This window comes from Priestia sp. USM5 (genome assembly GCF_058323215.1).
Genome location: NZ_JBSGKN010000001.1, coordinates 1,021,061 through 1,044,870 on the forward strand (window position 1 = coordinate 1,021,061; position 23,810 = coordinate 1,044,870).

Below are 23,810 nucleotides of genomic sequence, written 5' to 3' on the forward strand. Positions count from 1 at the left end.
TGAAAATTCTGAAAAAAGGAGTAGAATGATAACAAATCTACTTATTTTAAATAAGCAAAGGAGCTGGTATCAATGCCATTCATTTTTAAAGAAGCGGTAGTCGGATTGTTTACAGCGGCAGCAGCAGGTTTACTGGCGTTTCAAGGAGTAGAAGTGGTGACAGCCATCATTCATATGCTAACTTTTTGGAAACAGTAATAGCTAATAAGTAGAGAAACAACTTATAAAGATAAGGGGCTTGAGAGTTTCTCAGCCCTTTTTGTTGTGGAGCTCATTATTTTTCAGTATACTAACGGTGGAAATTAAGACATAATATGGTTACATAGCAGGGATTTACGAACTTAGTAGGGAAGTATGTAGACTCTGAAAAAATAAACAATGATCGCTTTTACCCGGTAACAAGTCTTGTTATCGGGTAACGTGTGTAAGGGGTGTGGATAAGTGAAAGATAAAAATTTAACAGAAGAACAGCAGCGAGTTGATTGGGTAGTCGAAGAAATCAGCCAAAAAGCTGAAAAAATAGGCGAAAGCGTAGGAAGCGTAAAAGGAGAAATTGTCGATTTGCGAAGAACGTTTTGGGACGATGTCACGGTTAATATGGATGAGCCGGATGACGTGATTGAGACATTTACGAGCATTAAGCAGCAGGCAGAACTTTTAGCTGAACGTGAAATTACCCATAGACAAGCGTATGATCAATTAAAAACATTAAAAAAGCTAACGCAATCCCCTTATTTTGGACGTTTTGATTTTATAGAGAATGGTGAAAAAGAAGCGGAAGCTATTTATGTGGGCGTAGGCTCTTTAATGGATCAAAAAGATGAAGAGTTTTTAATTTATGATTGGCGTGCGCCTATTTCGAGTCTTTATTATGATTATTCACCGGGAAAAGCGCAGTACGAAACGCCAGGTGAAGCGATAAAAGGCGAGATGAAGCTAAAGCGTCAGTTTATTATCGAAAATAGCGTAATTAAAAGCATGTTTGATACAGGAATTACCATTCGAGACGAGCTGCTTCAAGAAGTGCTCGGACATAACGCAAGCAGTCAAATGAAAAGTATTGTAGCGACCATTCAAAAAGAACAAAACCAAATTATTCGAAATGAAAAAAATAAAGTGCTGATCGTCCAAGGAGTAGCAGGGAGCGGTAAAACGTCTGCAGCTCTTCAGCGGGTGGCTTATCTTCTCTATCATCACCGAAAGCAGCTGACTGCAGAAAACATGATGCTGTTTTCGCCAAATCCGCTTTTTAACAGCTACGTCTCAACTGTTCTTCCGGAGCTTGGAGAAGACAATATGAAACAAACAACGTTTCAGCAATATGCCGACGGACGGTTAGGAAACGAGTTTGACGTGGAGGATTTGTTCGTTCAAATTGAATATTTATTAACGGAAAAAGATGCTGCGGTAAAAAAACAAAAAATGCAGGAAATCCGCTACAAAGCAAGCCGTGAATTTAAAAAGCAGGTAGATGCGTATATCGAAGAGCTGTCTACTAAAGACATCATTTTTAAAAATATTAAGTTTCGCGGCGAAATCGTGTTATCTGCTCGGCGTTTGTTATCTTATTTCTATTCGCTTGATACGGGAATTTCCATTCCTAACAGAATGCAGCTCGTAGCCGAGTGGGCGCTTAAGCTCATCAACCAGCTTGAAAAACTTGAACGTAAAAAAGATTGGGTTCAAGAAGAAATTCAGCTTTTAGAAAAAGAAGATTATGTCGAGGCCTATCAGCATCTGCAGAAAAAGGAAGGCTATACGGAAAGTTCATTTGATGACTTTGACCGGGAACAAGCGTATTTAGCCAAAGCCGTTGTAGCTAAGAAAATGAAATTTATTAAGCAGGCCATCAAACAGCTTAAATTTATCGATATTCGCCGTATCTATATGCAGCTGTTTGAAAGACATCACCTTTTTTCCCACGTAGAAGGGTGGGACGAAACAGCTAAAAACACGGTGGAAAGAGTTATGAACATGAAGCTGTCTTATGAAGATGTAACGCCTTACTTGTATATAAAAGATCAAATTGAAGGGCGAAAAGCCAATCCTGTCATTCGCTATTTGTTTATTGATGAAGCACAAGATTATTCACCGTTTCAGCTAGCGTTTTTAAAAGAGCTGTTTCCGCATGCTAGAATGACGCTGCTTGGAGACTTGAATCAAGCGATTTATGCGCACGCCTTGAACGCACCGACCATTCTTTCAAGCGAACTGTACGAAGAGAAGGAAGCAGAAACGCTGACTCTTACAAGAAGCTATCGATCAACGCGTCAAATTGTCGAGTTTTCAAGGGATATGGTGGCAAACGGCCATTTAATCGATCCGTTTAATCGAGACGGAGCGAAGCCGACCGTGACGGCTGCAGGTAACGTCAAAGATCTGCATGAGGCAATTATACACAAAATTAATGAATTGAAGCAGCAAAACTATAAAACAATTGCTGTTATTGCCAAAACTGCTGAAGAAAGCCGAGAAGCATTCCAAGCACTGCCTGATTCGATGTCTGCAAGGCTGCTGACAAAAGAAACAAGTTCATTTGAAAAAGGCATGCTTGTCCTGCCAGCCTACTTAGCAAAAGGAATTGAGTTTGATGCAGTCATCATTTACAATGCCTCGAGTGAATGTTATCAGGATGAATATGAGAGAAATTTATTTTATACAGCATGCACAAGAGCGATGCATGAGCTCCACCTGTTCTCACTTGGTGAAATTAGCCCGTTTATATCAAATAAAGAAACTTATGAATACCACGGTAAATAAACAGAGAACGGTCAGTGTCTTGAGTGTCTGAAATAGTAGTACGAAAAATCGAGGGTGAAATCGCAAAGGTTTTACCCTCGATTTTTTATTTTTATGGATGGATTCAGTTTATTTACATTGCTTGAATAAAATTTCTTTGGTTAAAGTCCAACTACCATAAAGCGAATCAGAAGGACAGTGAAAGGAGGAGTTTTATATCCAATATTTACGAATAAATGTATTACTCATCTTTATAATAAGTTTATTTTTCTCGGGTATTATTCTTTTTTCTTATAAGTTATTTGCTGCGGGACTGTTGCCTATCATAGGCTTGCTTTTTATCTATGCTTTAACCTTTAAATATCGTTCAACGGTTTCTCTGTTTCTATTCTTTTTAGTAGGGACATGTATGTTTCAAGTAGGAAGCAATTATTTCATTGAATGGGATCTATCTAAAGAGATGAAAATCATTGTAAACAGAGTTTTACTTTTGTTTATCATAGGTGGACTATTGCTTTCAATTTTATTGTCCAAGCAAAAGGTATTTCTTTTTGCATCATTACCAGACTGGCAGAAACGTATAGTGATGCCACATCATTCAATTAAACTAACGTATTTTTTACTGTTTGGTCTAATTGGTTCGGCTACAATTTTTGTACCTTTACTATTCGCTGAAGATATAAGCTATACAAAATCATTCGTCATATACGGTATAGTATTCTCAATCATAAACGCTATTTTAGAAGAGGTGCTTTGGAGAGGGATCATGTTATCTCAATTAAAAAGTAATCTATCGACTTTTTACGCTGTTTTTATTACGAGTATTGGATTTGGTCTCTTGCACATATCAATAGGAATTCCTGTGGTAACAAGTTTACTTTTTTCTTTTGGTGGACTTTTCTATGCATTTGTCGTTTTAAAGACGAAAAGCATATACCCAGCCGTAGTTTTTCATTTTATTATTAATTTAGGCATGGTCTTTAACGGATGGATATTTTAGTATCTTGCACCAAAAAGCTCAGAGCGATATATCGCTCTGAGCTTTTTATGAGTTATTAGTGTTGTATATTACCTGAACTGTCTACAGTAGGTCGTCTTTTTTTATTGACTTTCAAAATGCAGCAAATACTTCACTAAATAAAGGCCTGAGTTTGTTTTTTCTTGAAGAGGAATGGTCAGGCACGTAACGTAATAATATCCTTTTGGAATATCATAGCTTAAAGTTTCAGATAGGACGCTTTTGATTTCAATCCCATCGCTTTCGACGTGAAAAGGAAGGCGAGTGGTCTTTTCAGCCTTTGATGCGTCTGGAGTTTCGTTTACCCACACTTCGACAATGGCTTTTGTGTTCGACACGGCTTCAAATGAAATAGCTTTATCGTCTGCGACATATCCTTTTTGAATATCTTCATCACTCCAGTCGTGATGGGGCTTTGGCTGTCCTTTTTGAAACAGCGTAAACTGATGATATGACATTGTTAGCTCTTGTTCTTTCCATTTTGTTTTCATCTTTTCACCTCTTCAAAGTAAAGCTTGTTCAGCTATTATTGCACGATAAATTGTACGCGTGTACCATCTGGGTACTGTTCTAACTGATTTCCAACCCATGAGCCGGCTCCGCGGTTATCAGAAGGTGAAATATAGCGAATATCAGCTCCTGCTCCGCCTTCTTCGCACATAGCCATTGGCCATTCATCACGGTCATATCCTGTTTTTGTTGGGTATCCTTTCAGCGATTCTTCTCGGTTTGCTTCAGCACCATCGCGATCAATTGTGCAAACGGAAGAGTGACCAGCAGTAATTGCGTCGCGAATATGATCGCCGGTTTCAGGATATCGGTCCAGTGGAAAATAAAGCGTTGCATCATAGTTTGCTTCGGCTTCCGTTTTTTCAGGAGCTAAAAACGCCGCATGTCCTATAAACCCTAAAACGCATGCAATGATAATGAATAGACTTGCCATTAATTTTTTCCCGTATGTACTCATCTCAAACCTCCAGTGTAGTCGTTTTTACAGCTTAACTATACTCTCAGATTGCTAAGTTTAGATTACAGGACAATAAATACGGTGTAAACAAGTATTAACAATTATGTAAAAATGATCATTTTGTCTTATCTGTAAGATGTAAAAAGCCCCCATAATATTCTGAGAGTTATACTTTCTGATGTTTATCTACTTACGATTCAGATTAAATGGAGTGTGAAGTGTCTATTTGCATGTGGGTGAGTCCTAGGTGAAAAAAAAGAGTCAATTTCCTTTACTTGACATCATACCCTAATAGGTATAAAGTTGTGTATACATTTACTTCTTGCGTATAGCTTAAAAGCAAGAAACGCAATCATGCATGAGCGGAGGTAGTAGTATGATGGAATATGATAAGCAAGTTAAAAATCGCTTGAAACGAATTGAAGGTCAGTTAAAAGGCGTCTTGAATATGATGGAACAAGGAAAAGACTGCCGCGACATCGTGACACAGCTCTCAGCAGCCAGAAGCGCAATTGATCGCACGATGGGTGTTATTGTCAGTACAAACCTTGAACAATGCGTAAGAGAAAGCATTGAAAAAGGCGAGAATACGGAAAACTTAGTAAAAGAAGCAGTAGAGCTGTTAGTAAAAAGCAGATGAGACATTCGTTTCATCTGCTTTTTGTTTTTTCTGTACGCTGCTTAAAAGGATAAAAAGCGCTGTTCCTAAACACAATACGGATAGGAACAGCGGTTTTTTAGGTTTATCTCGTTTTAAGAACAGGAAAGATATATGAAGAGAAAGGAGGAGGGCAAGGTGAATGATGACAAAAAGTCACCAACATATAATCATACGGAAATTCATCATAAAATTGAAGCTTCTCCAAAAGCGCCGGGAATCAAAGCTGCTTTTCGCTTTAACCACGCTTCTTCTCCGTGGGTAAGAGGAATCAGCTCGGGCTTGTCTTCAAGTTTGCCGATTTTAATAGGCATTTTGTTTGGTCATTTGCAGTACGGACTCATTGCAAGTATTGGCGGCTTTACATATTTGTATACAAAAGATGAACCTTACGCGCAGCGTGCCGTTAAGTTATTTTTAGCTTTGCTTGGCGTTACGCTTTGCTTTACACTCGGCTCTTTATTTGCTGACGTGGAGTGGATGAAAACTATTTTATTTGGTGTGATTGGAGCCGTATCGGTTTATATCTTCGGAGCTTTAAAAATTCCGGGACCTTCCGCGATGTTTTTTGTCCTTTCATTTGCAGTGAGTACAAGCATTCCAGCTCCGAATTTACAGGCAGTTTTTTTGCATGCAGGCCTCGTTTTTTTAGGAGGAGCACTATCTTGGTGTATTAGCATGAGCGGCTGGCTTATTAATCCGCGCGGGCCTGAAACGGCCGCTGTGGCGAAAGCTTATAGGCAGCTAGCTTCATTTGTTGGATCACTTGGCACGGAATCGTTTCACGCTGAGCAGCACAAAACGGTTGTAGAGCTTCGGGCAGCGGAAACAGCGATGAAGCAAGCGAAAATTAATCGAAAAAAATCATCGTTTTCTCACCGGCTGTTTTTATTAAACCAAAAAGCTGAAGGGCTGTTTATTTTTGTGATGGCCGCTGCGAATGATTTTAATCCGGCTGTTTCGAAAAAAGCACAAGCGGTAATTGAAACGTTCGCATCCGAAATGGCCACGTTAAAAAAACATAAAAAAATTCGAGACGTGCGAGAAGAAATTGAAGAGCTGTCCATCAAAGAAGAGCTGCGCACATTATTACTAGATGTAAACGACGTTCTTCAAATGAAGGAATTAAAAGAAACGGAGTATATTCAATTTTCACAAGGCAGCGTAAAAGCACGGTTAAAAGCTGCTTTTCACAAACGTTCGTATGTACTTAAAAACGCTTTGCGCTACGGAATTATTATGATTATCGCCGCAGCTGTTGCCTACACGACAGACATTCCAAGGTCTTACTGGATTCCTCTCACGTGTGCAGGAGTGATGCTTGGGGCAACCGTTCGTGCAACGGTTCAGCGAGGTATTCAACGCTCTGTCGGAACCATTTTAGGTATTTTAATTGGAACCGGGATTCTCATGCTTGAACCAACGGGAATTGTCATTGCGCTCATTGTCTTTGTGCTTCAGTCAACGATTGAAATTGTGATTGTTAAAAACTACGCGCTCGGTACGCTTTTTATCACACCGAATGCTCTTTTAATTGCTGAAAGTGGTCATCCGGACAAAGCGATTAGCTATTTTACGTCCGCTCGAGTGATTGATATTGTTATTGGTTCTGTTATTGGAGTGGTCGGTACGGTATTAGTTTTTAAACGAGCTTCTTCGCTTCGTCTGCCGTATTTACTTGGAGATGTCATTCGAAAAGAAGGACAATTTTTAGAAATGCTAAGCACTGAACAAGATGAAGAAAGAATTAAACAAGAAAGAAATAAGCTTCAAGGGGAACTAGTTAATCTTCGGGCGCTTTATGATAATGTGATTGGAGAATATTCTAAAACGGCCGTCAAGCTTGAAGGACTGTGGCCGGCAGTTGTCGCTACGCAGCAGTTAGGTTATATGCTTCTTGCGTCGTATGAAGGATATGAGCTGTCAGAAACGGAAAAGCGAGAGCTTCAAGAAACGTTTGCTCAGCTAGCCGCAGCAGCAGAGCAAAAGCGAGCGCCAAAGCTTTCAAGTGTTCCGACCCTGAAACGCTACCCCATTATTCAAGGGGAAATCACTGCTTTATATGAAAGTCTGCAGGTAGAAATATAAAAAGCACGGAACCAATGGGCTCCGTGCTTTTGCTTTTACATATCCACAACTTCACTTACCGTTTTATTTACATCGTCACGCGTCATTTTTTCTTTTCCTTTCATTAAGGCGTTTAACGTTCCATCGGCAAGCGCTAACGGAATTTTACAGAAATGAAGAATCGGAAGCGATTTGACATCTTCTAAATATTTCTTTCCTAGTGACAGATTGCGGCGAGCATAGGCAAACATATCTTCTCTGCTCCAGTTGTTAGGGAAGAAGCTGACTCCACGCTCTGAATCTTCCGAGGTATTGCGCAGAATATTTACAGACTGCAAGCCGCGTCCAAATGCAATGGCTAATTCTTTGTCTGTATCCGTGCCGTCATACCATTTCCAAATGTCGTTAAGCATCACGCCTACTAGACCAGCTACATAGAACGTATAGTCATCTAAATCCGCTTCATTTTGAATATGCCAGTCTTTTTCTACCCAATCGGCCATTCCTTTGGCCATAATAGAAGTTGCATCTAATACTTGATCTGCAACTCCAGTCGGACAAAGCGCAATCCAGTTGCCGAGCTGAAGCGTTACGTCAGGTAAATCAGCTTGATAAGGACCTACTAATGCCATGTAGTCGTCTTCGTTAAAAGACTTTTTTAACAGGTCACTAATGGCGTAAAGCAAGCGGCTTTTTACACCGGCTTCTAGCTCAGGGTGATCTTCAATTTCATCAATTGCCCTCATACATAAGTAAGCAGATCCTACTGCATCTTGCAATTCTGCCGGCAAGTGGCTAATTGGAATAAAAAATGTTCGGCTTGTCTCTTTTAACATCACCATTGCGTTGTCGCGTAATTTGTTGGGTACACTCATTGATAACTAGCTCCTTTTTACATATCCACATGTCAAATTAGTTTAAGTTTTCATCTTATATACTATAGTAACAAAAAATGAGCATTTAATGGAGTTTAAAGATTACTTATTAACGATATTGTCATTATTTTGTAGTATTTAAACAGAGATACTTGTATCATGCACAAGTTTACACTACGATAATACTCGTTCATTCTTCATTTTACAGACATAAAAAGTTTATTTTTAAGAAAATTGCCGTCATGCTAATGGGTTAGATGAACTTTTAAGAAAACCCTCAACAGTCGGGTATACATAATACATAGGAGAATACAGAGGTGAAGGTATGAAAATTTTAATTGTAGAAGACGATAGCAAAATATATGAATTAGTGAAAGAAAAATTCGAACAGTGGTCATTTGAAGTGGCTGGAGTAGAAGATTTTCAAAAGGTAATGGAAGTATTTATTGGGGAAAGCCCAGAATTGGTCATTTTAGACGTGAATTTACCTGTATATGACGGGTTTTACTGGTGTCAGCAAATACGTACAGTTTCAAAAACTCCTATCGTATTTCTGTCGTCTCGTGAACATCCAATGGACATTGTTATGGCAATGAATGTTGGGGCGGATGACTATATCCAAAAGCCGTTTAACTTGGATGTTCTTATTGCTAAAGTGCAGGCACTTCTGCGCAGAACGTATTCGTATGGAGACACGATTTCAGACGTTATCGAGTGGAACGGCGCGGTGCTAGACTTAAAAAAAGGAAGTTTGCATTATAACGATCGAGAAGTTCATTTAACGAAAAATGAATTTTTTATTTTACGGCTTCTTTTGGAAGAGCGAGGCAAGATTGTATCGCGAGAAGAGCTTATGCGAAGATTATGGGAAGATGAGAAATTTGTAAGTGACAATACGCTTTCAGTCAACATCACACGCATTCGTACCAAGCTGGAAGAAATCGGGCTGAATGATCAAATCGTGACCAAAAAAGGTCAAGGATATCTGGTGAATTAAAATGTGGAAAAGTTTTTTAAGAGAAAGGCTAAGCTGGATTCTATTCGTTCTTCTATGGCTGAGTGTAATCGATGCTCTGCTGCTTCTCGAGTATGATATTAAGGTATCGTCTACTTCGTTTTGGTACTTGAATCTTTTAACGCTGTGTATGCTAATTCTGTTTCTTTTATGGAGAGGAGTAAAAGAAAGAAGATTTATAAAAAGATTAAGTTTAATGCTGCAGAATGACGCGTACGATTTACAAGAAATGCATTCATACGTGCGAACGAAAGCAGATGAAGACATGCTGAGTCTGCTGCAGCGTATAGATCGTGTCTATCGCAGACAAACTCACTCTCTTCACGTACAGCAGCGAGAACAGCAGGAATATATAACGACGTGGGTTCATGAAATCAAAACGCCGCTTACTGCTATGAAGCTGCTTATTAACGCTCGTCGTACAGAGCTTTATAAATGGCCTTGGCTTAAGGATATTGAAGATGAATGGATGAAAATTGATGGGTTAGTAGATCAGAATTTATATGCCGCACGTCTGCGTCACTTAGAAAAAGATTACCAGGTGCAGGCAGTGTCGCTAAGCGAACTTGTTTTTCCAAACGTTGCGTATTTCTCGAAATGGTGTATTGAGAAAAGACTGCATATTGATGAAAAGAATCTAGATACGTTAGTGCACACTGACCCAAAGTGGATGCAGTTTGTTGTGAAGCAAGTGTTATCCAATGCAATTAAATATAGCCCTCTAGAAGGAAAGCTTTCTTTTTTTAGTGAAGAAACGCCGAAGTATGTGAAGTTATTTATCGTTGACCAAGGGGAGGGCATTCCACCACAAGACCTTCCGCGCATATTTGAAAAAGGATTTACAGGAAATGTCGGAAGAAAATCGAAAGGAGCTACGGGGCTAGGGCTGTATTTTTCAAAAAAAATTACAGATGCTCTTGGCCATCGAATAGAGGTACATTCACTTTTACACGAAGGAACCACGGTAATTTTGACCTTCTACAAACCGAATTCTTTCGATAACCTTTCAAAAATGTAAGGTTGAAAGCCGAGATTGTCATCTGCTTCAAACGAATCTTTCCTTGTTAAGAAGTAAGATAGAGCTATACACAAGGAGGGAACGTACATGAAGCGAAAGTGGATTAGCCTTTTAGCCCTGATTTTTATTGTGGGAGCATGTATAGGAGGAGTAAAGATTTATCAAAACGCCGCAACGGAGCATCAATACGGGATCATCCCAAAAGAAGCAAAAAAAGTGGACGACTATGGACGAGTTCAATATACCATTTCAGTAATAAACGAAAAAGGACAAACAACGTTTCAAACGTTTACGACGATTAAACAGTTAAAAGAAGGAACGGTTATTGACCTTTTTGTTCGAGGTAACGAAGTTCGGAAATATGACATTATAACAAAAAATGAGCTGCCGCAGCGGGTGAAAAGCGTGTGGCCTACAAAAGAACGAAAGGAGGAAGGGAAATGAGTATTGTCCTTGAAGGGAAAAATGTAACCAAAACGTTTGGATCAAGAGGAAACGTATACGAAGCGCTACAAGGAATTGATTTTACAATCGAAGAAGGAGAGTTTGTCGGTATTATGGGACCATCTGGAGCGGGAAAAACGACGCTGATGAACATTCTTTCAACGATTGACCGTCCCACAGATGGCGAGGTATGGATTCAAGGAGAAAACGTAGCGCTCATGAAAGATAAGAAGCTGTCTGCTTTCAGACGCAATCATCTAGGATTTATTTTTCAAGATTATAATTTACTGGATACGTTAACAGTAAAAGAAAATATTCTTCTGCCGCTTACGGTTACAAAAATGTCTAAGAAAGAAATGGAAGCGAAGCTGAAAGACACCGCAACGCGACTAGGCATCTATGAGCTGGCGGGTAAGTACCCGTATGAGATTTCTGGTGGACAAAAACAGCGCGTTGCAGCAGCGAGAGCAATGATTACGAATCCAGCCGTTATTTTCGCCGATGAACCTACCGGAGCTCTTGATTCCAAGGCCGCTTCAAGCCTGCTTGAAAAGATGTCCCAGTTAAATCAAGAAGACCGTGCCACCATTATTATGGTGACGCATGATCCGCTGGCTTCAAGCTACTGCAGCCGCGTGCTGTTTATTAAAGACGGACAAATTTACACGGAGCTGTTTAAAGGCGAACAAACGAGACAAGAATTTTTCAAACGAATTATGAACATTCAAGGCGCATTAGGCGGTGAAGGCTATGACCGTATTTGATCTTGTTAAAAAGAATATGCGCAAAAATATTAGTCGGTACAGCCTTTATTTCTTTTCAATGATTTTTAGTATTGTTGTGTACTATGTGTTTGCTACGCTTCAGTACGACCAATCGATTTCAAAAGTGATTGGAGAAGAGATGAGGCTGCAGGGCATTTTTAATTCTTCAAATTACGTTTTGCTTACTTTTATTGTTGTCTTTATTTGGTACACAAACTCATTTTTTATCAGACAGCGTAAGAGAGAGCTCGGACTGTATCATTTAGTCGGTATTGAAAAACGTACGATTGGGAAAATGATTTTCTACGAGAATATGCTGCTGGGGATTTTTTCTTTGGTGGTCGGTATTTTACTAGGTACCGTGTTTTCAAGGCTGTTTGTGCTGTTTTTACTAAAGCTTATGGGACTGTCGTTTTCTATTACGCTCACATTTTCTCTTCAAGCGGTTTTGAAAACAGCCGTAGTGTTTTTGATTGTTACCATTTTTATCTCGTTTCAAGGCTATTTTATTATGTACCGCTATACGCTATTAGATTTGTTTCAAGCAGAAAGCAAAAGTGAACGCGTAAATAAAATGAATTCGAAACGCTCAATTGCAGTGGGAGGACTGGGTATCTTACTCGTTGGCTATGGGTACTACCTTTCATCGGGAAACATTGTGACGCCTAATTTTTTTCTAATTGTAGCCGTTGTACTGTTCTCGGTCATTTTCGGGACATTTTTACTTTTTAAAGCCACAATTGAGTGGCTGATGGGACTTTACCGAGAGCATGCAAGCCGATATTATTCGTTTGCAAATATGCTAAGCGTTTCTACGATGATGTATCGCATTAAAGCAAATGCACGAGTGTTAACCCTAATTACGATTTTGTCGGCTACTACACTTGTAGCAGTTGGTGTGACGTATTCCTCGTACTATAACACAAAAGCCGATGCCAGAAGCATGCAGCCTTATGACTATACGCTGCACAGTAAAAACGCAGCGCAAGGCTTTATGGATGTACTGCGTGAGTTAGATATCCAATCAAATCAGTATGTCTATCATATCGTGAAGCATTCCGCTGATTTATCGGATTTTCGATTTATTACATCGGGCTACTATAAAGATAGGGAACAAATCAGCTTTTTAGATGAAGAAGAAGTGCGGAAAAATGGCGTTTCGGTTCCTGCGCTAAGCGCAAATGAAACCGTTATTTTTGATTCAATGGCAAAAGGAAAAGTGTTTAAGCCTAGTACAGGTAAAACCGCAGCTGTGCAGCTGAACAAATCAGAAGAGCTTGCTTTAAAAGTCGTTAAATCCGAGCCTTTGCTCATTCTTGATTCTGACAGTGCCGGCTATCAGTTTGTAGTCAATCACGACACGTTTATCAAACTTTCAAAGGCTGGAAAAAAGCAAGCGGTGTACGTATTTAATACCGATGATGGAAACAAACAAAACGAACTTACTAAGAACTATCATCAAATCGCAAAAGAAGCTGGAGAAAGCCGTACTTCATACTATGATGTGTTTCAGGCAGGCTTAATGAGTAAAGGATTGTTTATTTTTATTGGAGGATTTTTAGGGCTCGTCTTTTTGATGGCAACGGGCAGTATTATTTATTTTAAGCAAATCTCCGAAGCCGAACAAGAGCGCAAAAGATTTGAAGTACTGCGCAAGCTTGGGTTTTCAGTGTCTCAAATGATGAGCGCCGTTCGAAAGCAGCAGCTGTTTACGTTTGGTTTGCCTTTAGTAATTGGCATCTTGCACAGTCTATTTGCGCTGAAGGTCATTACGAATCTAACCGGTGAAAGTCTGATCGTCCCTGTTTTAATAGCGGATGCAGTATACGGGGTTATTTATTTCATTTTCTACTGGCTGACAATGAATTACTATCGAATGGTAATAAAGCGACTGTAAAGAAAAGACTGTTTCGATCAAAGAAACAGTCTTTTTTTGTTGAAAAAATAAAAGGTATGGAGTAGCGAAAACCTGAATATAAAAAAGGGTATATAAAAACTAGAGAGTTGTATAGGAGGGGAAAGATGTGAAAGCAGATGCTGTGTTTGAAGGGGGAGGAGTTCGAGGAATCGCATTCACCGGTGCGATTGAAGCGATGGAAGAAAGCAATGTAGAATGGCAGCGTCTAGCAGGTACGTCAGCCGGAGCGTTGATTGCGGCACTTTTGGCGAGCGGCTATAAAAGCGGGGAAATTCGCAAGGCGCTTCAAAACATGGACTATGCCAAGTTTCGCGGAAAAACGATCATTAACCGAATTCCTCTCATTGGCAACTTGATTGAACTGATGGTTCATTTAGGTTTTTATAAAAATGATTATTTGGAAAAATGGGTGTACGGTCTGCTGCGTGAAAAAGGAATCGAAACGTTTGCAGATTTGCCTGCAGATAAGCTGAAAATTATTGCCTCAGATATTTCGAACGGACAGATGCTTGTGCTCCCTGACGATTTGCCCCGATACGGAATGCAGCCAAGCGATATGAAGATTTCACAAGCCGTGATGATGAGTGCGTCCATTCCTTTTTTCTTTCGTCCCGTCATTTGGAAATCCAAAGGGTTCAAGAGGTCATACATTGTCGATGGAGCGCTTTTAAGCAATTTTCCGATTTGGCTGTTTGATACGGAGCATCCGCGTTTCCCGACGTTTGGTTTTCGATTTGTAAAAGAAGAAATTGATACAGCTGCTATTATTCCAACACCTGTCCATTTATTTAAAAGCATGTTTACAACGATGCTGCAAGCTCACGATTTGCGGTATTTGAACGCGGAGACAAAAGAACGAACCGTACAAATTCCAACGGGTGTGATTACGGCAACGGATTTTGCCTTAAAGGAAGAGGAAATCGAGTTTTTATATGAATCTGGTTATATATCAGCCAAGCGCTTTTTAGAAAAGTGGGATTTTGAACAGCATAAAATGAATCGGACCGAACGTCCGCTGACGCGAAGGAAGCTCCTGTAACAGGAGCTTTTCTACGGCTGTTTTAAAATGTTGACTTCCACAGCCTCGCCTTTTGCGGGAACAGAATACTGAACGCTTTTGTCTTTTTTGAGCCATGCTTTAACGAGCTGTCCTTTTTTGTATGTTTGATCATCCGCAACTTTTACATAGATAGGCTGTACATCGCTTGAACCAAGTATTTCTTTTGTTGTATAGTCAAGCGCAGTATCTCGCGGAATGACGTTTGCAATAAGAATTTCATTCTGTTTCACTTGTAAAATGCGCCCTTGAACTAAATAGCCGGCTGGCTTTTTTGACTGCTCGGCGTTATCCGAACAGCCGCTTAAACAAATAAAAAAGAGAAGAAAAAGTGCAGCTGATTGAACGGTAAACTTCATAAAATCTCCTTTCCATTTTAACATGACTACCATTATAGCGCGTTTGACCATTTCTTTTCCAGTTTTCGGAGAAAGCAAGAGGTAATCATTGACGTTATTTCAGCGCGCGTGATATGTTTTAACTCATAAACGCTATATTACTAGAAGCTATGCTTAGTACGGGAGGTCCTTGTATGGATGTTACCTTTTTAACCAATGTTATTCGACATATATTAGAACGAGATAATTTTGTCATAGACTTTGAAGAATCAGACGAACAGAATATTCATTTTTGGCATCGAGACGAGCCGTTTCGCCTTTTTATTTCAGAACAAACGGAGGATTATTTAGTATGGACCGTGTTTGAAAATGAAAAAGAACAGTGGAGCGGCAAGACATTTCTTCAAGAAGTGACGAATACGTGTAAAGACTGCAGTGAGCCAATCGCACACTGGATTTATAAAGATGGAGGCAAAGCAGGTTATTGCGATCGTTGTCTTCAAACGTTTGGAAATGCGTATTTTACCAATGCTGATGATATCAAGCAAAATTTTCATTTAATTGACGGTTCTATTTGTTTTATTACCGATGAAACCGGAAGCGACTGGTGGATTGCATATGAAGGATTCAAACGAGTAATTGCAAGATTAGAAGAAAATCCCGATCAGAAAGTCGAAATGTACAAGCCTGAATATCCCGTCTTTAAATGGGAAATACATTTTCTAGAGGAAAACAATTCTGCTAGCTTTAAGTTCAAAGATGACTTTGCATCTGGAATTGTACCGAAGGGAAGAATACTCTAACATCCTTGTTATAAGGGTGTTTTTTCTTATAATGGGAAGTTTTTTTGAAAAAAATAATTAATTTAGGTTAAAAAGAAGGAATTAAAGGGTAAAGAGTAGAAGATATATCACTATAGGAAGAATGGGGGAAATAATTATGACAACTACAACAAATTTAACACTGGGGTACAAAATGTACACGATTGATTTTAGCCGTCCAACGCAGTCTAACGAGGCACTGCTTGATTTCTTTAAAGATGTGCAGCACAGACAGGGAAATAATGCAGAAAGCTTTTCTAAAACATTAATGGAAATTGAAGAAATCAAAACAAAATATGTAGATCATGAAATTGTCCTGCTGGCTAAATCGCTTGAACAGCAAATAAGCCGCTCAAATGCAGAAAAACTTGAGGTCTGATAATCACCAGAAATGGTCGATTTATCAGACCTTTTTTATTTTTTATTTTTATCGATGTAGCTCTGTCTCCGTGGCTAAAGAGCAGCCAAGGAGACAGAGCTAGACCTAAGCGGAAGTTGTCCTCCCTTGCGGCCTGCCAACTTCCGCATAGGTGGACCTTTTTGGGGGAATTCAAGGGGGCAGGGAATCTGGTAGCGTAGGTTTTTGGTCGACGATAAAATGCTGTACATTTCTCAGGACGTTTGATTTCATCAAAAGTTGTAGATGAATAGACTATTAAGTCGTTGGAGGCGTTATATGGTTGGAATTTGCAGCTGGAAGTGTGCAGTGAGTGGAATAAGTATTGCGAGTGTCTACAGTAAGCAGCCGTCGTGGCAGCGGGAGTGTTATTTGGTGACACCTGGTAAAGTTTATTATGAGTCGTGCTATCAAGGGTACGGAGAATTTGCGGGAATGGATATTTTTTGTTTGATGAGAGAACGCGGAGCGGAGCAAGAAGACAGTGAAGGGATAGCGGTTTTGAAGCCTAAGATTGTGCTGGCGAAGTATTACAGCGGACAGCGTTATGAAGAACTGCCGGAATCAGAGCCGTGTCCGTATGGAGGCTATTTTTTTGAAGGGTGGGAAGGATAGCGAATATACATAAAAGCTGTAGAGATATCTCTACAGCTCGTTATTAACGTCTTGTTTCATCGACAGATTGTTCTAAGTCACTTACTTCTTGCGTAATTGTATTTAATTCTTCTTGCACCGCTTCAGCTTCAAGAACAGGATCTTGAACGATTTCTGTCGTTTCAAGCTCTTCTGCTGCAGCCGTTTCTGCAAGCGGCTGTTCTTTAGCAGTGCGTAGAGATTTCACTTTGTTGACAACTTGCGAAGATTGTTCGGAGACTTTTTGTGAAAGACGAGCCGTGCGCTGTTTGAGATCTTGGCCTTTTGCATATACCGTTTCTTTCACTTGACCTGTTTTAGCAAGTGCTTGATTCGCTCCGTCTTGAATAGAAGCACGCAGCTCTTTTCCTGACTTTGGCGCTACTAGTAAAGCTGTTGTTACACCCACTACGCTGCCTACTAAAGTGCCGACTAATAACTCTTTGCTTCCACCTTTTGTTTCTTTACCCACTGTTTCTTTTACGTTTTCTTTTGTCATGACATTTCCTCCTTTTATAATATGTAATATGAAGGGTTTACCATTTTGTTGAATACTTCCTGCAAAACGCAAATGATTCGCTAAAAAAATCTGCAAGTGCCGTCGGACGCTCGTACAGGCTGGTGAAATTTGATTGTATATAGTATTCAACCACCTGACAGAAAAACCTTCTTTTCTGCTATAAAAACAGAAAAAAACTTATCTATAAAATCCGACACAAGAAAACGACAACATTCGTTCTTTGGTAGCATTTTCACTTGAAATTTTATATCATAGAGTGCAAGGAGAATACGTTCTCTTTTTTTAGATGCTGGAGGGATTGAAGAAATGGCTGAATCGAAGTACAGAACGATTTTAGAAGCAAAATCTGGAGAGTTAGAAGCATTAAAAGACAAAGCAATCAAAGACAGCTGGCAGCCGATTTATCATATTCATCCACAGTACGGGCTGATGAATGATCCAAACGGATTGATTCAATTAAACGGTGAATATCACGTGTTTTATCAGTGGTATCCGTACGGTGCGATGCATGGAATGAAGCACTGGGCTCATGTGAAATCTACGGATTTAGTAACGTGGGAACGCCTTCCGGTTGCCCTAACACCAACGGAAGAATATGAATCGCACGGCGCATACTCAGGCGGCGCTATCAAAAAAGATGGTCAAGGGCTGCTGTTTTATACGGGGAATGTAAAATACGAAGACGGCTCACGCTCAGCTAATCAATGTATCGCGATGCTAAAAAGGGATGGAAGTGTAGAAAAATACATGCACAATCCAGCGGTACGAGGCGTTCCTGATGGGTATACAGGACATGTGCGCGATCCGAAAGTATGGAAAGAAAATGATACATATTATATGCTGCTGGGCGCTCAGCGTGAAAACGAAACGGGCGCATTAATTGTGTATGAATCAAGCGATGCGCTTCAGTGGTCATTTAAAGGCGAAGTTCAAACATCGCTTCCTGACTTTGGATATATGTGGGAGTGCCCGGATTACTTTAAACTGGACGGAAAAGATGTGTTTGTCTTTTCACCGCAGGGAATCAAAGCGGAGGGCCACGATTTTCATAATATTTATAATGTGATTTACGCGGTGGGAACCTTTGATGTGGAAAGTTTAACGTTTGAAATGGAGTATTACCGTGAAATTGATAAAGGATTTGACTTTTATGCACCGCAAACGTTTCAAGATGAAAGCGGACGTCGCTTGCTATTTGCATGGATTGGAAACCCGGACGTTGACTATCCATCAGACGAATACGGATGGGCCCATGCATTAACGCTTCCTCGTGAGCTTTCCCTTGAAGGTAATGAACTTGTTCAAAAGCCTGTAGAAGAGTTAAATAAGCTTCGAGATCAAGCGGTTCATTTTAGAGGCACGCTAAAAAATGAAGAAGTGATTATTGATGAAGCAACAAACAATGCCTATGAAATCAATATGACGTTCCGCGAGATAGGGGCCAAACAGTTTGGTTTAGAGCTGTTTAATAGTAAAGAAGAAGAGCTTCGCCTTGTGTTTGATACAGAAAAGCAAGAAGTGAGACTCGACCGCTCTTCATTCCACCATCAATATGCAACGGAATACGGTGTCGTTCGCTCTGAAAAATGGACGGCGTCAAATGAAGTAGATGTTCGCGTATTTGTCGACAAAAGCATTGTCGAAATTTATATAAACGGCGGTAAAATTGTCTTCACTTCCCGCGTATTCCCGAAAAAAGATTCTAAATCAGCTGTAAATGTATTTGCAGAGGGATCTGTGGACTACCGTATTGATTATTACGGTATGTCGCGCGGCATTTCGTAAATGAGAAAAGAAGCTGTGACAAAAGTACTTTAGCGCAAGTGAAAAACGAACCACTAATTAACATGTTTGATTAGTGGTTCGTTTTTTTTACGATGGTGAATATAGTTTTATCTGTTTCGTTCCTTCTAGCAGTTGATTGGAGGGCAAGGCGAAGACTCCTGCGGGACAAGCAGAAGAGGTGAGACCCCGCAGGATCCAAGCGACGAGGAGGCTCAGCAGCCGCCCGCGGAAAGCGAAGCCTTGCACGGAAATCAACTGCGGTGTAACAAGCGGTTCAGCTCATGCATCTCATTTATTCGTCTTTAGGTTAGCTTCATTTCGTTATGTTTTAACCTTTTTTTGAGCTCTATAAAAATAAAATACAAATACAAGAAGCAACTAAATGAGGAACAGCTGCAATAATAAAACGTTTCATCCATTCTGTATCCTCTCGCTGCCGGACCGGGGTAAAGTAAGGTCCTCTCGTTTCAAATCGAAATGTATCCAGTAAGGTTACGAGTGCAATTGCCGTAAGTAATATGCCAAGAGGGCCTGAAATATAGTAAATATACTGCCAGTTGCCTGCTGTAATAGAAATGATAATCACAATAATTAAAGATATAATGCCAGATATTAATCCCGTTTTCAAACTAAAAATCTCCTTACATCCAGTTTTTGCTTATCTATTTTACCATAACCGAATGAAGGTTTGTATATACGGCTCCGGACTGATATTTACTTTTTGGCTGTTCTTCTATGTAAGTATCTTCTCGTATAAAAAGAGTTTCCTAGCAAAAGCAGTGTCCCTAAAATCCAGCCAGCTGCAGGGGAATAAGGAAAGATATTTTTTATGCGTCAATCTGAACGTTTCTTTCCGGTTTATCACGCAGCGGCATCACCATACTCACAAATCCAACGACTACTACGATGATTGCCGCCGTTAAAAAAGTCGTCTGAGCACCTGCAAGCTTTACGACCATGCCTCCAAGAACAGGAGCAGTAAGTAAAACGGCGCTCGTTAAGGTGTTAATGAATCCGTACACTTTCCCTAGATGCTCTTTGTCACTGTACTTTTGAACGATATAGTTAAACAGCAGCAAATTAAGTCCAACTCCGGCGCCACCGATAGGTGCAGCAATCAAAATAAAATAGCGCGACATAACGGCTGGGTTAAAGCAGCTAATAAAAAATAAAGAACCTCCAAATAGAAGCAGTCCAAGTGATAAAAGTCTAAATGGATGGTGAACCTGTTTTTTTCGATTAAGATACACTCCTGTTGCTAGCGCTCCCAGCCCGATTCCAGAAAGCAGCCAGCCGAGCATTTCCGGGTTATGAGGGAGCACATCTCGAAGAAAGATGCTAATTTGAGCATCAACAAGCATGACGACAAAGTATGAAACGTGAAACAAAACAACGACACGTAAAAGAATCGGGTGCTGAAAAACGAGTTTCCAGCCGTTTGAGTACGTTTCTTTCGGTTGATGGGAAGAACGAGCAGCTTGCCCTTGAATATTTTTACCTGCTTTTTTAAGTGAAAACAGCACGCCGATAGAAATCATACAAGCTGCGGCGTTAACTAAAATACATGCTTTAGGTGTTGTAAACGTCAGCGCGGCGGCTCCGAGAAACGGTCCCACAACTTTGGCAATTTGAAACATAATGTTTTGTAAAGTAGAGGCCTGCAGCAGCTGGTCTTCTTTGACCACTTCTCGAACGTAAGCGAGCTGTGCGGGCACTTTCATAACAGAACTCATAGAGCGCAGCGTCAGCACCCCTAGTGCCAAAAGCGGTTCATTTGTGAAAAATAACAGACATGTAAACAGAAGACGGACTAGTTCAGACAGAAACATCAGCTGTACTTTATTGTAGCGGTCTGCTAAATTTCCAGCTGCTTGACTTAGCAGGATGCTAGGCAAAGCGTACGCGACAGGAATAAGCGTAATCCAGAGGGAATTTGCGTGCCACACGTATGCAAAAAGCGTCATCACCGCAAACATATCAAATAAATCTCCGAAGCTTGCCGCAGTACTTGAAATAAATAATTTTTTATAAGAAGAATTAGCAAACAGCTTTTCTTTTTTCAATACTTTCATTCCTTTATGTGTTGTTCGTAAAAAATAATCGCATCTTCAATAAATTGAAGGACTTCGCTGTCAATAGGATAGAGATTAAGTGAACTGGATGCCTCAGGAGATTTGCGAATATCCCAAAAGGCTTTCTCTAAATCGGTATGGGGGCCAAATAGCTCACTTGATAAAAGCAGTATATCCGCCGCAATCAGCTGGCCATCTTCAGACTGTGGTGAACGCTGATGCTTTAAACACAGCTGAATTCGTTTAATGATGCTGATCCATTTATCAGCACTCTCATTCTCCAGTTTAGGCATATCACGCTGCAGAATCTCACTTTCTTCTATTGAAAGCAGGTCAGTCCAGCTGCTTTGTGTAGTAGGCTGATTGTGAACTAAAGGAAGGAGCTGCTTCCAGTTTAGTTCACCTTCTATTTTTATACTGTTGCGAAGAGTGTGGGTGTGTTCTAAAGCTCGCTGAATTTCTGAAGCTTTTTGCTGAAGTTTTTGCTGATGAATCGCTAAAAGTTCATCAATACTTACTTGATGAAGAATAAGTTCAATATCTCGCAAAGGAACGGCTAAGTTTTTTAACAGGGTAATTTTCTCTAGTGTGACTAAGTCCGTTTCTGAGTAGGAGCGTTTTCCATTTTCAGCTTTTGACGATGGATGAAGCAATCCGATTTGATCGTAGTAACGAAGCGTACGCACCGTGAGTCCTAATTTTTTAGCGGCTTGCCCCGTAGAAAAATAAATCATGTTTAATCCCTCCAAAAAAATGCTTGCAGGTAACGTTACGTCACCTTTTACACTGAATATAGGTAAAAGGGAGGCGAAGTAAATTGAAACAACAAAATCAAGGATTATGGACAATAAAATCATTTGTAATTATGCTAGTCGTTACGTTTATTGGTGTTCCTGTTTTCATTGAAGGAGCATTGCAGCACGTTTTCCAGTCGCTATTTAAAAGTGAGCTCTATGCTGGAACAGCTACTGGATTTGTTATGGCAACTGTGTTTTTATCAGCTCTGTATTGGCTGATGGTGCAGGATGGTGATAGAAAAATTGGTTTTCAATCGTTTTCAAAACGTCACTGGCCGCTCATTCTTTTTTGGCTTTTTGTGCTGATCTTAGGAAGTGTGGCAATTGTTGTACTCATGGAATGGTTTGGTATGACCTATGAAAATAAAAAAACAGCCAGTTTACAGCATGACCTGTCGCTGTTTTCATTTATACTTGCTTTTGTTTCAGCCGCTGTGATCTCACCTTTTTATGAAGAGATTATTTACCGAGGTTTTTTTTATACGTGGCTGAAACGTAAAGGAGGGATTATATTTGGATTAGTGGGAAGTTCGTTTATCTTTATGCTAGTGCATATTCCAACGTACAATACCTTGCCCGTTAACTTTTTATCAGGTCTCGTGTTTGCGTGGGTGTACGAAAAAACAAAGTCGCTGCTTCCGAGTATGATCATTCACGCTTGTTTTAATGGAATCGCCGTGATTTTAACAGCGGCAGCTTAATGTAGTTTCGATAACGAGTAAGCTATGATTTATCTTACCATATTATGTATAATGAAGAAGCGAATTACAAAAAATAAGCAGAAAATGAACCAAAAAACTGCTAGAAGCACTGCCTGTTCCTAACAGTTTTTTGTATATGCACGCACGCTCAAGGCTTGTCTTAAAGTGCACATTAAGGTGTATGATAATAGTGACTATAAACAGAAATAAAAAGGAGAGGGTATCGATGCAATATCGAAAGCTTGGAACAACAGGTCTGGAAGTATCAAATTTATGTCTAGGTACCATGGCGTTTGGACGATGGATTGACGAAAAAGCGTCGGCAGCTATTTTACATAGCGCCATTGAAAACGGAATTAACTTCATTGACACAGCCAACTATTACGGAAAAGGGCAGGATGAAGAGTTTAGATATGGCACAGGGGAATCTGAAGAAATTATTGGACGCGCGTTAAAAGGAAAACGAGATGATGTTGTGCTTGCAACAAAAGTCGGCATTGCCGTAGGAAAAGGCAAAAATGATAAAGGTCTTTCACGCACACATATTATGAGAGAAGTTGATAATCAGCTGCGACGACTGCAGACGGACTACATCGATCTTTATCAAGTTCATCTTTTTGATCACCATACACCTATGGAAGAAACGCTTCGCACGCTAGATGATTTAGTTCGTCAAGGCAAAGTTCGTTATATTGGCTGCTCCAATTATGCCGCGTGGCAAATCGCAAAGTCTCATCATATTAGTGACAACATGAATCTTGAAAAATTTATTTCCGTTCAGCCTCAGTACAATCTTCTCTCTCGTGAAATTGAACAAGAGCTGCTGCCGTTTAGTCAATCCGAAGGTGTAGGCGTTATGGTATACAGTCCGTTAGCGCGCGGCATGCTTTCAGGCAAATATAAAACACCAAATGACGTGCCGCCAGAAAGCCGTGCTGCACATGGTGAAAAGCTGCTGCGAAACTACTTTACTGACCGAAACTTTCAGCTGGTGGAGCAGTATCGCAAGTTAGCAGAACAACATGAAGTAAGCTTGTCTCAGTTTGCTCTTTCATGGGTGCTAAATCAGCCCGCTGTGACATCAAGCATTATCGGAGCTAGTAAATTGCACCACGTAACAGATGCAGTTGAAATCAGCGATTGGACATGGTCAGAAGAACTGCTAAACACCGTAAATTCACTGTATTAATAAAAAGTCCGCAGGTG

Annotated in this window: 25 protein-coding genes; 17 read left to right on the forward strand and 8 right to left on the reverse strand. The window is 40.1% G+C overall.

Going from position 1 to position 23,810, the window contains the following annotated elements; all coding sequences use genetic code 11:
* Positions 1–72 precede the first annotated feature (72 nt).
* The 3 genes from ACWATA_RS05240 (at position 73) to ACWATA_RS05250 (ending at position 3,739) form a co-directional block, all read left to right on the forward strand.
* Complete coding sequence (locus ACWATA_RS05240) at positions 73–198, forward strand: hypothetical protein (RefSeq protein WP_014458690.1); 126 nt, start codon at positions 73–75, stop codon at positions 196–198.
* Positions 199–441: 243 nt separating this feature from the next.
* Complete coding sequence (gene helD / locus ACWATA_RS05245) at positions 442–2,760, forward strand: RNA polymerase recycling motor HelD (RefSeq protein WP_473049611.1); 2,319 nt, start codon at positions 442–444, stop codon at positions 2,758–2,760.
* A 388-nt stretch (positions 2,761–3,148) separates the two neighbouring features.
* A complete protein-coding gene (locus tag ACWATA_RS05250) occupies positions 3,149–3,739 on the forward strand; it encodes a CPBP family intramembrane glutamic endopeptidase (RefSeq protein WP_028414990.1) in 591 nt (196 codons plus the stop codon).
* Positions 3,740–3,840: 101 nt separating this feature from the next.
* Here the strand turns inward: ACWATA_RS05250 and comJ are convergent, their stop codons facing one another.
* A complete protein-coding gene (gene comJ, locus ACWATA_RS05255) occupies positions 3,841–4,248 on the reverse strand; it encodes a competence protein ComJ (RefSeq protein ID WP_098113593.1) in 408 nt (135 codons plus the stop codon).
* A 35-nt stretch (positions 4,249–4,283) separates the two neighbouring features.
* Positions 4,284–4,724 (reverse strand): NucA/NucB deoxyribonuclease domain-containing protein, encoded by a 441-nt coding sequence (locus ACWATA_RS05260; RefSeq protein WP_028414988.1) that lies wholly within the window; start codon positions 4,722–4,724, stop codon positions 4,284–4,286.
* Positions 4,725–5,103: 379 nt separating this feature from the next.
* On the opposite strand from ACWATA_RS05260, the gene ACWATA_RS05265 reads away from it, so the two are divergent.
* Together ACWATA_RS05265 and ACWATA_RS05270 are read left to right on the forward strand one after the other, a co-directional pair.
* Entirely contained in the window at positions 5,104–5,364 is a 261-nt protein-coding gene (locus ACWATA_RS05265; RefSeq protein WP_013058561.1) for a metal-sensitive transcriptional regulator, read from the forward strand.
* Between the two features lie 156 nt (positions 5,365–5,520).
* On the forward strand, positions 5,521–7,470 hold the full coding sequence (locus ACWATA_RS05270; RefSeq protein WP_028414987.1) for an FUSC family protein: 1,950 nt from the start codon (positions 5,521–5,523) through the stop codon (positions 7,468–7,470).
* Between the two features lie 35 nt (positions 7,471–7,505).
* Here ACWATA_RS05270 and ACWATA_RS05275 read toward each other — a convergent pair whose 3' ends face one another.
* Entirely contained in the window at positions 7,506–8,324 is an 819-nt protein-coding gene (locus tag ACWATA_RS05275) for a squalene/phytoene synthase family protein (RefSeq protein ID WP_028414986.1), read from the reverse strand.
* 325 nt (positions 8,325–8,649) lie between these two features.
* On the opposite strand from ACWATA_RS05275, the gene ACWATA_RS05280 reads away from it, so the two are divergent.
* The 6 genes from ACWATA_RS05280 (at position 8,650) to ACWATA_RS05305 (ending at position 14,522) form a co-directional block, all read left to right on the forward strand.
* Positions 8,650–9,321 carry a response regulator transcription factor gene (locus ACWATA_RS05280; RefSeq protein ID WP_047750006.1) on the forward strand — a complete coding sequence of 224 codons (672 nt, stop codon included), beginning with the start codon at positions 8,650–8,652 and terminating at the stop codon, positions 9,319–9,321.
* A 1-nt stretch (position 9,322) separates the two neighbouring features.
* Positions 9,323–10,357: a sensor histidine kinase gene (locus tag ACWATA_RS05285; protein ID WP_473049613.1), complete on the forward strand. Its 1,035-nt coding sequence runs from the start codon at positions 9,323–9,325 to the stop codon at positions 10,355–10,357.
* An 87-nt stretch (positions 10,358–10,444) separates the two neighbouring features.
* Complete coding sequence (locus ACWATA_RS05290; RefSeq protein ID WP_028414983.1) at positions 10,445–10,801, forward strand: YxeA family protein; 357 nt, start codon at positions 10,445–10,447, stop codon at positions 10,799–10,801.
* On the forward strand, positions 10,798–11,565 hold the full coding sequence (locus ACWATA_RS05295) for an ABC transporter ATP-binding protein (RefSeq protein ID WP_223546221.1): 768 nt from the start codon (positions 10,798–10,800) through the stop codon (positions 11,563–11,565). Before ACWATA_RS05290 ends, ACWATA_RS05295 begins: the two co-directional genes overlap by 4 nt.
* Entirely contained in the window at positions 11,552–13,462 is a 1,911-nt protein-coding gene (locus ACWATA_RS05300; RefSeq protein WP_473049614.1) for an ABC transporter permease, read from the forward strand. The genes ACWATA_RS05295 and ACWATA_RS05300 overlap by 14 nt, the downstream gene beginning before the upstream one ends.
* Before the next feature lie 127 nt (positions 13,463–13,589).
* Positions 13,590–14,522, forward strand: a complete 933-nt coding sequence (locus ACWATA_RS05305; protein WP_473049615.1) for a patatin-like phospholipase family protein — start codon at positions 13,590–13,592, stop codon at positions 14,520–14,522.
* An 11-nt stretch (positions 14,523–14,533) separates the two neighbouring features.
* Here the strand turns inward: ACWATA_RS05305 and ACWATA_RS05310 are convergent, their stop codons facing one another.
* On the reverse strand, positions 14,534–14,899 hold the full coding sequence (locus ACWATA_RS05310) for a DUF3221 domain-containing protein (RefSeq protein ID WP_028414979.1): 366 nt from the start codon (positions 14,897–14,899) through the stop codon (positions 14,534–14,536).
* A gap of 173 nt (positions 14,900–15,072) precedes the next feature.
* Between ACWATA_RS05310 and ACWATA_RS05315 the strand changes: the two genes are divergently transcribed.
* The 3 genes from ACWATA_RS05315 to ACWATA_RS05325 all read left to right on the forward strand — a co-directional run bounded on the left by ACWATA_RS05315 (position 15,073) and on the right by ACWATA_RS05325 (position 16,711).
* On the forward strand, positions 15,073–15,681 hold the full coding sequence (locus ACWATA_RS05315; RefSeq protein ID WP_473049616.1) for a hypothetical protein: 609 nt from the start codon (positions 15,073–15,075) through the stop codon (positions 15,679–15,681).
* 136 nt (positions 15,682–15,817) lie between these two features.
* Positions 15,818–16,078: a hypothetical protein gene (locus ACWATA_RS05320; protein ID WP_016765166.1), complete on the forward strand. Its 261-nt coding sequence runs from the start codon at positions 15,818–15,820 to the stop codon at positions 16,076–16,078.
* Between the two features lie 297 nt (positions 16,079–16,375).
* Positions 16,376–16,711 (forward strand): hypothetical protein, encoded by a 336-nt coding sequence (locus tag ACWATA_RS05325; protein ID WP_432231743.1) that lies wholly within the window; start codon positions 16,376–16,378, stop codon positions 16,709–16,711.
* A 43-nt stretch (positions 16,712–16,754) separates the two neighbouring features.
* Here ACWATA_RS05325 and ACWATA_RS05330 read toward each other — a convergent pair whose 3' ends face one another.
* A complete protein-coding gene (locus ACWATA_RS05330) occupies positions 16,755–17,228 on the reverse strand; it encodes a YtxH domain-containing protein (protein ID WP_013058548.1) in 474 nt (157 codons plus the stop codon).
* 327 nt (positions 17,229–17,555) lie between these two features.
* Between ACWATA_RS05330 and ACWATA_RS05335 the strand changes: the two genes are divergently transcribed.
* A complete protein-coding gene (locus ACWATA_RS05335) occupies positions 17,556–19,034 on the forward strand; it encodes a glycoside hydrolase family 32 protein (RefSeq protein WP_221832148.1) in 1,479 nt (492 codons plus the stop codon).
* 346 nt (positions 19,035–19,380) lie between these two features.
* Here the strand turns inward: ACWATA_RS05335 and ACWATA_RS05340 are convergent, their stop codons facing one another.
* The 3 genes from ACWATA_RS05340 to ACWATA_RS05350 form a co-directional block, all read right to left on the reverse strand.
* Positions 19,381–19,662, reverse strand: a complete 282-nt coding sequence (locus tag ACWATA_RS05340) for a hypothetical protein (RefSeq protein WP_028414975.1) — start codon at positions 19,660–19,662, stop codon at positions 19,381–19,383.
* Between the two features lie 199 nt (positions 19,663–19,861).
* A complete protein-coding gene (locus tag ACWATA_RS05345; RefSeq protein WP_240962117.1) occupies positions 19,862–21,106 on the reverse strand; it encodes an MFS transporter in 1,245 nt (414 codons plus the stop codon).
* Complete coding sequence (locus tag ACWATA_RS05350) at positions 21,103–21,840, reverse strand: MerR family transcriptional regulator (protein WP_049166009.1); 738 nt, start codon at positions 21,838–21,840, stop codon at positions 21,103–21,105. The genes ACWATA_RS05345 and ACWATA_RS05350 overlap by 4 nt, the downstream gene beginning before the upstream one ends.
* Positions 21,841–21,923: 83 nt before the next feature.
* Between ACWATA_RS05350 and ACWATA_RS05355 the strand changes: the two genes are divergently transcribed.
* Together ACWATA_RS05355 and ACWATA_RS05360 are read left to right on the forward strand one after the other, a co-directional pair.
* On the forward strand, positions 21,924–22,604 hold the full coding sequence (locus tag ACWATA_RS05355; protein WP_048019974.1) for a CPBP family intramembrane glutamic endopeptidase: 681 nt from the start codon (positions 21,924–21,926) through the stop codon (positions 22,602–22,604).
* A gap of 226 nt (positions 22,605–22,830) precedes the next feature.
* Positions 22,831–23,793, forward strand: a complete 963-nt coding sequence (locus ACWATA_RS05360; protein ID WP_049166008.1) for an aldo/keto reductase — start codon at positions 22,831–22,833, stop codon at positions 23,791–23,793.
* Positions 23,794–23,810: the final 17 nt, after the last annotated feature.